The following is a 12,087-nucleotide window of genomic DNA, read 5'->3' on the forward strand; positions in this document are numbered from 1 at the left end:
CGTTTCTAACCAATCGTTTAGATATTGGAAAATTATGAATAATCAAATTATCTTTTTATTAGGCTTGCTGCTTTTCTTTGCAAATGGTGATAATTACGCTGCTGCGCTTTTAATCGTTAACATTGCTGAAGATTTAGATTTTAGTGTTAATGCTGCAGCAACATCAGTTACAGCTTATATGTTAGCTTTTGGTGTATTTACCATCTTGTTTGGTCCTTTATCGGATCGCTACGGAAAAGTATTTATTATTCATGTTTCCACATTAGGGACAGCCATTTTTAGTATTTTAGGCGCATTGGCTTATGACTTACCTTCATTAATCTTTTTTAGATCTGTAAATGGAGCATTTGCGGCAGGTTTATTACCTGTTGTCTTAGCTTACCTAGGACAAGCAGCGTCAGATAATGAGCGACCTCAAGTACTGACTAAAATAATGTCTTATGGATTTTTAGGCACTGCGACTGCAACATTGATCGGAGGTTCGATTGCGCAATTAGGCTCATGGAAACTAGTTTATTTAACTTATGGTGTACTAGAGCTCATACTTGGATTAGTGATGTTAAAAGTCATTAAAAGAGATGAACCGATCAGTAATAAAGTCACCATTATTGCGACCTATAAAAAAGTGTTATCAAATAGAGGTGTCATCGCACTTTGGCCATTATTTGTAATAATGGGTTTCACTGTTTTTGGAATTTTTACTTACACTGGTCAATTAATCAGTGAGCGATTTGGTTATGATATATTTACTGTAGGAGCCATGCTATCACCTTTTGGTCTAGGTATTATACTAGCTGGAAAGGCGATGCCGACATTGAGATTAAAATTGAAAAAAGGTTATATGCCTTTTAATGGACTATTAATTGCAGCAGCATTAGTGGGATTAGCTAATACACAGAGCCCTGCTTTATTTTGCTTTTATTTATTCTGTTTCGGTGCAGGGTTTATCCTTTTTCAACCTGTTTTTATTGCTAAAATTCAAGAACAAATTCCAGAAATGAAAGGATCTATTATGTCTATAGCATCCTTTGGGCTATTTACAGGTGGTGCAATTGGCACCACTTTTAATGGATTTGTAATCACACATTGGGGGATGACAACTATGCTATATATTTCTGCTATTGTGATAACGATTACGGGCTTTATTGCCGCAGAAATAATGCATAAATTAACACCGAACTTAACAACCATTAAGACCTGAACCATTAATTAAAAATAAACAACCGAGGAATTTATATGAAACGTGACACCATCCTATTTGATATTAATGAAACAGTACTTAACTTAAATTTATTAAAGCCTAAATTTGCAAAAGCGTTTGGGGATGAATCTGTAATGGGCCTATGGTTTTCTACCCTATTACACACATCCACAGTGTGCGCAGTCACTAATTTAAAAACGGAATTTGCTACTTTAGCCGGTAATGTATTAGATAATGTTGCTGTAAAAACCCAAACGACACTCACAAAAGAGGCCCGAGAAGATATTTTATCAACCTTTTCTAGTTTGAAAGCACATGATGATATAAAACCAGCTTTGGCAAAATTACGCGAAAATGGCTACCAAACCATTGCCTTCTCTAACTCATCGACTAGTTTAATTGAAAAACAGATCGCCAACGCCGGATTAAACGACACTTTTGATCAAATTCTTTCTGTTGAAACAACGGGGAGTTTTAAGCCAGATCCAGGTGTGTATCAATTTGCAGCAACCCATTTAGACAAGCCTATTAGTGAATTACGCTTAGTCGCAACCCATGACTGGGATACGCATGGCGCATTGTCAGCGGGCATGCTAGCTGCGTATATAGACCGTGCAGGCACACCTTACAATCCACAATACTTAACACCAACTATTCACGAGCAAGATATGATGTCTGTTGTAGATAAAATCATTCTAGCAGACCCAAAATAGCGGGTATTTCTTACCTAGCTTTAATTTTATTTTCAATATGTTATACCAATTATATTAAATAAGTAATCTAAATTTTACGCAGGAATAATGACTGAGTTCAAGGCGTAATTTAAGCCTTTTGTCGATTAACTTCGTTAATAGTCTATCGGATAATTAACGGTAAGATGTTAATTTTTAATAATTGTTCTATTTGCGAAAATTACAACGAAGAAATAAGTTATTTTAACAAGGAAAATAGATTAGTTAATCAGTGTGATTGGTATTAAATAATAAAAAAGAGCTGTACCCTTTAGGATACAGCTCTTTTTAATGTTAACTAAAAGCTAATTTATAGATTATTCACAGGAATAAACTCAACTGGCTCTGTCGTCATTTCATCCAATGGTGGAGCAAAATCAGTAAGCTTGATGCCTTTCACTGCGTTTTTGTATTCTTCCATTGTCGGTGTACGACCAAGAATAGTAGACAATACTACAACAGGTGTTGATGATAATAATGACTCACCTTTTTTACCTTCAGTATCTTCTACAACACGGCCTTGGAATAAACGAGTTGAAGTCGCCATTACCGTATCACCTTTTTCAGCTTTCTCTTGGTTACCCATACATAGGTTACAACCAGGACGTTCTAAATACATGATGTTTTCATATTTAGTACGAGCAGCTTCTTTAGGCGTGTCATCATTAAACTCAAAACCTGCGTATTTTTTCAATAGTTCCCAATCACCTTCAGCTTTTAACTCATCAACAATGTTGTAAGTTGGTGGAGCGATGACTAGTGGAGCTTTGAATTGAATTTTGCCATTTTGATCTTCAAGGTTTCTCAACATTTGCGAAATGATCTTCATATCGCCTTTATGTACCATACAAGAACCAACAAACCCTAAATCAACTTTCTTCTCACCTTTGTAATAAGAAACTGGGCGAATAGTATCGTGCGTATAACGCTTAGAAACATCTTCATTGTTTACGTCTGGATCGGCAATCATCGGTTCAACGATTTGGTCTAAATCAACCACTAATTCAGCAAAGTATTTAGCGTTATTATCAGGAGATAAAGCAGCTTTTTCACCAGATTTAATTTCATTGATACGTTTATCAGCAATCGCAATCAGACCTTTCAGCGTTTCTGCTTCGTTGTCCATCCCTTTATCAATCATGATTTGAATACGGCTTTTCGAAATCTCTAGCGACTCTATTAATGTTTCATCTTGTGAAATACAAATAGACGCTTTTGCTTTCATTTCAGCAGTCCAATCGGTAAAAGTGAAGGCTTGGTCAGATAACAATGTACCGATATGTACTTCAATGACACGACCTTGGAAAACATTATCACCAAACTGTTTTAACATTTGTGCTTGTGTAGCATGTACTACATCACGGAAGTCCATATGGTCTTTCAAATCACCTTTGAAGGTTACTTTAACAGACTCAGGAATTGGCATTGATGCCTCACCCGTTGCTAATGCAAGACCAACCGTACCTGAATCGGCACCAAATGCGACACCTTTAGACATTCGAGTATGTGAGTCACCACCGATAATGATAGCCCAGTCATCTACTGTAATATCATTCAATACTTTATGGATAACATCAGTCATTGGACGGTAAACACCTTTCGGGTCACGCGCTGTAATCAAACCAAATTTGTTCATAAACTGCATTAGTTTAGGAATATTTGCTTGTGCTTTAGCATCCCAAACAGATGCAGTGTGACAACCAGACTGGTAGGCACCATCAACAATTGGAGAGATAACGGTTGCTGCCATTGATTCAAGTTCTTGTGAAGTCATTAGACCCGTTGTATCTTGCGAACCAACAATATTAACTTGAACACGAACATCAGAACCAGCATGAAGTGCAGCGTCTGTCATAACACCTACTGCATTTTTGTTGAAGATTTTTTCAACAGCAGTTAAACCTTGACCTTCATGTGAAATCTCTTTCGACGGTGCGTACACCAACTCTAATGGAACGCCTAATGTTTCTGCTGCAAATGTTTGTAGTTTTTTACCAAACACAATCGCGTAAGAACTGCCCGCTTTCATGAACTCAACCGCTTGAGGAGAAAATGCAGATGACACATCAACTAACTCTTTATCGCCGTTGTATAGTTTTTTCTCTTTAGTATTAATCGTTAATACTGTCCCTGTTTCAACAGAATATTTTTGCTCAAGTACTGGGTCACCATTTTCATTTAAAACAGTTTTTCCGTCTGCATCTACTTTCTTAACCCAGTTTTTAAGGTCTAAACCGATACCGCCAGTTACACCAACAGTTGTTAAGAAGATAGGAGAGATACCATTAGTACCTGCTACAACAGGTGCAAAGTTAACAAATGGAATATACGGACTAGCTTGTTCACCAGCCCAAAGTGCCACATTATTTACACCAGACATACGAGAAGAACCAACGCCCATGGTGCCTTTTTCAGCAATTAGCATTACCTTTTTACCAGGATACTTCTTCTGTAGCGCTTGAATCTCGTCTTGTGCTTCTGGTGAAATCATACATTTACCATGTAATTCACGGTCAGAACGAGAGTGAGCTTGGTTACCTGGAGATAATAAATCGGTAGAAATATCACCTTCTGCAGCAATGTAAGTAACCACATCGATTGTTTCTGGTATTTCAGGCAATTTAGTAAAGAAGTCAGCTCGTGCATAACTTTCAAGAAGATCTTTAGCAACTTCGTTACCAGCTTTAAATGCAGCTTCAAGACGTTCAGTATCTGCTTCGTATAAGAAAACTTGTGTTTTTAATACTTGTGCAGCTGGTTGAGCTACAGATGCGTCATCAGAAAGTGCTAAATCTAATAACACCTCAACAGAAGGACCACCTTTCATGTGTGAAAGTAGCTCAAATGCAAATTCAGGAGTGATTTCTTCAACCACTGATTTGCCTAGGATAATGTCTTTTAAAAATTGAGATTTAACACCCGCAGCGCTAGTTGTACCAGGCAAAGTGTTATAGATGAAGAAATGAAGAGAGTCTTTATGATGCTCATTACCAGTATCTTTGATTTGCTCGATGATTTCAGCTAATAGCTCACCTTTATCAATTGGTAGTGGATGTAATCCTTGAACTTTACGGTCTTCTATTTCATTTAAGTAATCTAAATACAGGCTCATTTATACCTCTAATAATAACAATAATTTAACATACGTAACATTATATACTATAAACATAAAAAATAGATAGCAACTCAACTCGCAGATAAAACGATATAATTCAATAAAATGAGACTAAAACAGCCCCATATGATTATCATTATCAGTAGCAAGCTACTTGTTAACAATATTGAACATAATTTATCCAACTATTTACAATTGTTGAATTAATACTCTAAATCATCTGATACGTTCTATTTATCAATTACGTGTAATAACCATTAATTAAACATGGATAATTTCCTTTATACTATCATTTCCAATCAATAATTGAGTATTGAACGACACAATTTACAAATACCCCCCTAGTGACTAACAATCGTTCAATATGAATGTTAAAAACAATTAGCAAATGAATTATGATTTATTTAGACTCCTTGTCACTTTATATCTATCCAACTAATGAACAATAGGAAATACAGTGCAAGAAATTTATTTAGCTGGCGGATGTTTGTGGGGAGTACAAGAATACCTAAGACACCTTCCAGGCGTAACTTTAACTGAAGTAGGTAGAGCAAATGGAACAACACAAATATTAGACGGTAATTACGACGGGTATACTGAATGCGTAAAAACCCAATTTGATCCTAATATTATCTGTTTAAATACCCTAATCGAACGCTACTTTGAGATCATCGACCCTTACAGTATAAATAAACAGGGAATTGATGAAGGAGAAAAGTATCGAACAGGGATCTACTCAACAAAAACAGAACACCTTGCCATTGCTAAGCAATTTATTAGCAGCCGTGACGATAGTGCCAAAATAGCAGTAGAAGTATTACCTTTAAGTAACTACATCAAAAGTGCAGCAGAGCATCAAGATAGATTACAACACTACCCTGATGATTATTGCCATATTCCAGAAGCAACACTTCATAAGTATAAACAATAGTATTTCAATTTATTATTCAGTGCAGGCAAAGAGGTTGTTAATAACCTCATCACTTAATTTAAAATAAAAAATAAGGTCCCTACCGTCATCGCTCCCATCGTGTAATTAAAACGTTTCTTACGTTTGGCGGTAGTCAACCATTTTGCAATACCTACGCCCAGATAAGCCCAAATGCTAATAGCCACAAATCCGTTTACAGCAAAACATAACATGATCCATAAACCTGAAACTAAGTATTGATCTCCCGCTAAGGTGAAAGTACTGATACTGCCAATACCCATTGCCCACGCTTTAGGATTAACAAATTGAAAACAAGCTGCCCCTAAAAATGACATGGGCTTTGTTTTTTCTGATTTAATCCCTATTGTATTTCCTGCAGTAGATGCAGTGGTTATTTTCCAAGCTAGCCAAAAAAGGTAAACACTTCCTAATACTTTTAATATGTCGTAAAAAGAAGGAAAACGTTCCAGTACAGCACCTAATCCAAGTAATACCGATGTTAACAAGCAAGCAATCCCAACAATAATCCCGAAAACATGTGGCAATGTTTTTTGATAACCAAATTGAGCGCCTGACGCTAACAACATAATATTGTTTGGACCTGGCGTTACCGACATAACAAAAGCAAACAAAGAAATTGCTAACAATGAAGAGATGTCCATATTACCCCCTCCCTACAATAAGCTGATAGAGGTTGCGGATCCCTTTTCCCGTAATATATTTGATATTATTCTTAGTTAGCTCTCTGTCGACTTGATACTGCGTCTTACCTATATCCCTAAGAGTAAAGCGAGGTAAATGACGTAATTGCTGTCGTGTCCGATACTGTCTACATAACAATAATATTCTATTTAAATACTGCATTGAGCCTCCTGATTATTAACATTTCATTTATTGATTCAATTTTTGAATACCAAATGATTGTAAATAACAACAAAATGCAATACAGATTCAAATAAAATTATTTTCACAATACAGATATATCGATGAACGCACTGTATGCACAAAAATCATTCATTCTGTATGGTTAAGTTATAGTGTTTTGACTTAGTATATAATTCAGCCGAAGTATTACATTTGCTTTTAAGGAAGAAAGTCATGGCAACTACACTCAAGCTTTACGAACAGATTGCGAAAGTATTACGTGAAAATATTCATACAGGATTATTTGTAGAGGGCGACAAGTTACCTTCCATTCGTCAGTTAGTATCTGAATTTGAAGTAAGTATCTCGACAGTTCAACAAGCCTATCACCAGTTGGAAATGGAAGGCTTAATCGAAGCACGCCCTAAATCTGGATATTTTGTCGCTCATAAAATGGATTCGCCTGATTTACCCATTACTTCAAGACCGGCTCAAAGGCCTATTGAGGTTTCTCAATGGCAAGATGTTTTAGAAGTGCTATTAGCTAAGGAAGACAAGCAAAAAGTACAGCTTCAACATGCCATGCCAAATATGAAAGTTTCTAGCTTGTCGCCACTACTGAAAAAGATGTCATGGTTAATGCGCCAACAAGCCGAAATAAGCCTCCCCTATTGCGATATAAAAGGAACGTTAGCATTACGCGAACAAATAGTAGAAATTGCAACTTATTCTGGTTGTGTGCTTCACCCTGATGACTTGGTGATCACATCAGGATGCCAAGAAGCCTTATCAGTTTGTTTACGAGCAGTAACAGAACCAGCTGATATTGTTGCCGTTGAATCACCGAGTTTTTATGGTTCAATGCAAGCAATTAAAGCAGCAAATCTGAAAGCCATAGAAATACCAACTAATTCCGAAAACGGCTTGAGTTTAGAAGCATTAGAATTAGCCTTAGAACAATGGCCTATTAAAGCAATATTGGTGACTCCGACAGTAAACAATCCAATGGGTTTCAGCATGTCGGAAGCTGATAAAAAACGCCTTTATCAACTCGCACAAAGTTATGATATTAGTATCATTGAGGATGATATTTATGGCGATATCAGTTACCAATCTCCGCGCCCTAAAACAATTAAATCATTTGATGAGGATGGTCGTGTTTTACTGTGTAGCTCTTTTTCTAAAAGTGTCGCGCCTGGGATACGTGTTGGTTGGATTGCACCAGGTCGGTATCGCGATAAAGTGACTCACATTAAATATGTAAGTAGCTCTATGTGCCCTACTTTACCACAACTAGCAATAGCAGATTTTATCCAATCAGGGGCTTATGCTCGTCATACACGCAAAGTACGTTTGTTGTATAAGCAAGGTCGAGATCACTTAATTCAATGTATTAAACAACACTTTCCAATAGGGACTCGGATTAGCTTTCCGCAAGGTGGTTATATACTTTGGGTAGAGCTCGATAAACGCTACGATACCGTCAAAGTCTACGCGCAAAGTAAAAAAAGTACTGTCAGTATTGCCCCTGGCACACTCTTTTCGGCAACGGGAAAATTTCGGCATTGTATGCGCTTAAATTTTAGTGAAAAAACCGCGCTAGAAAGAGAACAAGGAATCATTGAATTAGCAAATTTGATTAAACAACAAGATAATGATTAATGTTTGTAGATGATTCCGCTATGATTCGCGCTCAACTATTCCCCTACAAAATAGACCTAAGGTAATCACAGTAATATGAACGGAACGTTAAATAATTTGAAAGTAACTTACGATCATCAAGGTTACTTTGTATTAAGAAATTATTTTAACGCTGAAGAACTACTGCATTTACGACAAGCTGTATTGCAATTTCATTATAACTGGCAACAAGATAATCAGCACTTCTACCAAACTGAAGCTTTTAATTCGTCTCTCATTACAGGGACACAATACTTAGCAAACACAGAACGCTTACAGTTATTTAATTTTATCAGTTCAACTAAAATGACACAGATAATCGAGACTATTGTTCCTCATAAACCCGCATTTATGAATACACAACTGTTTTTTAACCCGTGTACCGCAGCACAAGAAAATTTTTGGCACCGAGATTGTCAATATGACCATGATATTGCAGGTCAACAACAAGCTATTAAAGACACACAAGTAGTGCATTTTCGAGTGCCGTTGTTCGACGAACCTGGAATGGAGTTAGTACCAGGGTCACATAAACGCTGGGATACTCAAGAAGAATTAGATGTACGATTAGCGAGAAAACGTAAATTCAGTAGCGATGAGCTCTCTACTGGTAAAAAAATCCCATTAAATGCTGGTGATCTATTAGTATTTTCAGCAGATATGATTCACCGAGGCTTATATGGTCAAGATAGATTGGCCTTTGATACGCTGATTTTTGATTCATCTGGTGATTTTGTCGATTATGTTGATGATGACTGTTTACCAAATCAACAAATGCTTAAACACATTAACAACCCAACTATTTTTAATAACACTCTCCATTTGAAGTCATTAAATTATCATAATCACGCTTATTAATTGATGCTTTACCAGTAAACAAATAATTTAATTCCGTGAACCTTTATTGATAAGCCGGGTCTGTTATTTCAATGGATTGCTGTTATTACTCAAACAAAGCACCCTAGCTAAAAACTAATCTAATGCAAAAATGAACATAAAATTACAATAAAATAATCATGGATAAATGATAAAGGAATTAATCATGTCGATTATTAGCTCAGTAAAATGGATCACCTTAAGCTTATTAACCTTCAGCTTTTCAGTATTACATGCGCAACAAAGTACCCAACCCACAACCCATCAAAATCCATTAAATAATATCGGTGAAGTAAAAGTTGTTGCCAGTGGGTTTATCTCAACTGAAGGACCTGTTTGGCATAAAAAATCTAATTCATTGATCTTCAGTGATATTCCTGGTGACACTATCTATGCCTTAGAAGCCGACACAGCAACCTTATCGGTATTACGTAATCCAAGTAATAATGCAAATGGACTAGTGCTAGATAACCAAGGCTTTTTACTGGCAGCTGAGCAAAAAACCAGAGCCATCTCACGTATGGATCTTGCAACTTCAGAGGTTGTTCCTTTTATTAGCCGCCTTGAATTCGATGGTGCAACTAAAAAGTTTAACTCTCCCAACGATATCGCAGTGTTTCACGATGGCAGTGTCTTTTTCACTGATCCGCCCTTTGGCTTAAGAGGAAAGACCTCAGACTTAGGCTTCAATGGTATTTATGTGCGTTATCCTAGTGGACAAATTAACTTAATCAAAAGAATGCCTTTAGATAAGAAACCTAATGGCATTATTTTTAATCAACAACAAAACACCTTATATGTTGCCATTTCAGATGACAAATCTGGTCCTATTTTCGCTTACGATGTTGATTTGAAAGGTATGTTACTCAATGAAAGGGAATTTGTTTATGCGCAAAATGCAGATGGAATGGCTGTTGATAAAAAAGGAAATTTATATGTCGCGTCTCGCACAGGAGTCGAAGTCTTTTCTACAACTGGAAAAAAATGGGGGAAAATAGTATTACCAAATGCATTACGCACGACTAACTGCACATTTGGTGGCAAAGAGATGAACACTTTATATATTACCAACAGAAGTGGTGAACTCTATGCAGTGCAATTACCTGCTTTGTTAGAACAATAATAGCAATTACATTACATATTCGATCTAAGTTTTGCGCTAAAAAAACAGTTCAATTTTAGATGAAATAGACGGAGACGTTAACTCTACTAATCATCTGCTGAAAAGTACTATAACCATTTAGAGACTTGTACTTTGTAAGCATGATATTGAGTAGGATAAACAGTCAATAAATGCGTTTCTTCAGCAACGCTTTGACGTTGTAAAGCAATCACGCCAATCACTAAACAAGTTAGTGAAAAAACTGAAGGTAATGCCAGGAAAAAGCCTAATTGCGATAGCATAATACTAACAAACATCGGATGGCGAGAAAGTCTATAAACGCCGGTAGTACGTATACTTGACGGGCCATTGGGATCAATTCCAGTACGCCAATGTTTACCTAATAATAAATGGATCGCGACAGTAGAAAGAAAGCCAAGTGTTAACAGTACATTACCCAAAGTAATAATAGCCGCTGAGTTTAAAAATGAAATAACTCCCAGATAATGATCGAAGTCTACAAAAGCGAGACGAAGCAAACAAACAGCCCAAATTACAGCTCTAAATACTCGGAAAGTCATATGATTCCACCAAGTACAACAAAACCGCTCTCCAGGAAATACCACTGATTTAGTCTCAGTGCTCCGCTGCTTTATTATAATTCGACCAGTATAAAATACAGCGACAAAAGAATAAAAAACGGCAAGATAAATACGGGTAAAATCGACCACTTGTTGATCGCTGTAAAAGAAATCCATCACTTAAATTTACCTTAGTGTAGCCTGCGTTAAATAATTGCTGATCGTAACATTACTGAACATCATAGTTTAATATTTTTTAAGATATTGATAATAAATAGAATTAGTTAACTGTATTCATCATTAATTATAGCAACTTTATGGTGCATCTCTTTCGCTAGGAGAATTTTTAAATGTTGTTCCTACGCTCAATGGGTTAACAAGCTTACGTTGTTGGTTAGTTGCTTCTGCCCACCACATAAGTTGATTAAAGGTTTGTGTAAAATAGTTAAACCACGCATCCTGTTCTTGATTTACATGCATCGAGCCATCTGCAGTGAAAACTTCCTGTGCTTTAGGGATATGAATCATTGAAGATACCGATAAACTCCCTAATTCAGATAAAAAAGTACGCATCCCCATAGCGGCTCGCATACCGCCCCATTGTCCGGCAGAATAAGTGACAATCGCACTCGGCTTATATGAAAAGAGTGAACTCCCAAAGTGATTAAGTAAATGACTCAATGCGGGACTCATTGAATGATTATATTCAGGACTAATCATAATATAACCATCACTGACTTTTATCTTGTTTGCTAATGCTTCTAAATCTTTTGGGACCTGACTTTTAGCATAAGCAAAATGAGGTTTAAAAACATCATCGAATGAAAAATCTAAAGCATCAATTAACTCGAACTGATGCTCGTCATATCGGCTCTGTAAACAAGAGATACAAGCCTTAGCGACTCTTTCGCCTAATCTAGCAGGTTTCGGTGGCGTACTATCACGTACCGAACCTAAAAAGACTAAAAACTTCATATCACCTCACTCTCAGTAAATTCATCACTGT

General features: G+C 36.6%; 10 protein-coding genes. 6 read left to right on the plus strand and 4 right to left on the minus strand.

Going from position 1 to position 12,087, the window contains the following annotated elements; translation table 11 throughout:
* Positions 1-34 precede the first annotated feature (34 nt).
* Together V5290_RS03850 and V5290_RS03855 are read left to right on the plus strand one after the other, a co-directional pair.
* The gene (locus V5290_RS03850) at positions 35-1,201 is read left to right on the plus strand and encodes an MFS transporter (RefSeq protein WP_333382070.1); all 1,167 of its coding nucleotides are present in this window, start codon (positions 35-37) and stop codon (positions 1,199-1,201) included.
* Between the two features lie 35 nt (positions 1,202-1,236).
* Positions 1,237-1,914: a haloacid dehalogenase type II gene (locus tag V5290_RS03855; RefSeq protein WP_333382072.1), complete on the plus strand. Its 678-nt coding sequence runs from the start codon at positions 1,237-1,239 to the stop codon at positions 1,912-1,914.
* A gap of 328 nt (positions 1,915-2,242) precedes the next feature.
* Here V5290_RS03855 and V5290_RS03860 read toward each other — a convergent pair whose 3' ends face one another.
* A complete protein-coding gene (locus tag V5290_RS03860; RefSeq protein WP_333382074.1) occupies positions 2,243-5,044 on the minus strand; it encodes a bifunctional aconitate hydratase 2/2-methylisocitrate dehydratase in 2,802 nt (933 codons plus the stop codon).
* A 460-nt stretch (positions 5,045-5,504) separates the two neighbouring features.
* Here V5290_RS03860 and V5290_RS03865 point away from each other — a divergent pair, with 460 nt between their 5' ends.
* The gene (locus V5290_RS03865; protein ID WP_333382076.1) at positions 5,505-5,978 is read left to right on the plus strand and encodes a peptide-methionine (S)-S-oxide reductase; all 474 of its coding nucleotides are present in this window, start codon (positions 5,505-5,507) and stop codon (positions 5,976-5,978) included.
* A gap of 53 nt (positions 5,979-6,031) precedes the next feature.
* Here V5290_RS03865 and V5290_RS03870 read toward each other — a convergent pair whose 3' ends face one another.
* Positions 6,032-6,640, minus strand: a complete 609-nt coding sequence (locus V5290_RS03870; RefSeq protein ID WP_333382078.1) for a LysE family translocator — start codon at positions 6,638-6,640, stop codon at positions 6,032-6,034.
* A 436-nt stretch (positions 6,641-7,076) separates the two neighbouring features.
* Here V5290_RS03870 and V5290_RS03875 point away from each other — a divergent pair, with 436 nt between their 5' ends.
* From V5290_RS03875 to V5290_RS03885, 3 genes are all read left to right on the plus strand, one after another.
* On the plus strand, positions 7,077-8,504 hold the full coding sequence (locus V5290_RS03875; RefSeq protein WP_333382080.1) for a PLP-dependent aminotransferase family protein: 1,428 nt from the start codon (positions 7,077-7,079) through the stop codon (positions 8,502-8,504).
* A gap of 75 nt (positions 8,505-8,579) precedes the next feature.
* Positions 8,580-9,380, plus strand: a complete 801-nt coding sequence (locus V5290_RS03880; protein WP_333382082.1) for a phytanoyl-CoA dioxygenase family protein — start codon at positions 8,580-8,582, stop codon at positions 9,378-9,380.
* Between the two features lie 184 nt (positions 9,381-9,564).
* Entirely contained in the window at positions 9,565-10,521 is a 957-nt protein-coding gene (locus V5290_RS03885) for an SMP-30/gluconolactonase/LRE family protein (RefSeq protein ID WP_333382084.1), read from the plus strand.
* A gap of 107 nt (positions 10,522-10,628) precedes the next feature.
* Here the strand turns inward: V5290_RS03885 and V5290_RS03890 are convergent, their stop codons facing one another.
* Both V5290_RS03890 and V5290_RS03895 read right to left on the minus strand, forming a co-directional pair.
* Complete coding sequence (locus tag V5290_RS03890) at positions 10,629-11,258, minus strand: methyltransferase family protein (RefSeq protein ID WP_333382155.1); 630 nt, start codon at positions 11,256-11,258, stop codon at positions 10,629-10,631.
* Between the two features lie 138 nt (positions 11,259-11,396).
* On the minus strand, positions 11,397-12,056 hold the full coding sequence (locus tag V5290_RS03895; RefSeq protein WP_333382085.1) for an NAD(P)H-dependent oxidoreductase: 660 nt from the start codon (positions 12,054-12,056) through the stop codon (positions 11,397-11,399).
* Positions 12,057-12,087: the final 31 nt, after the last annotated feature.

Origin of the sequence: Psychromonas arctica (assembly GCF_036697365.1) — a bacterium.
Classification (GTDB): domain Bacteria; phylum Pseudomonadota; class Gammaproteobacteria; order Enterobacterales; family Psychromonadaceae; genus Psychromonas; species Psychromonas arctica_A.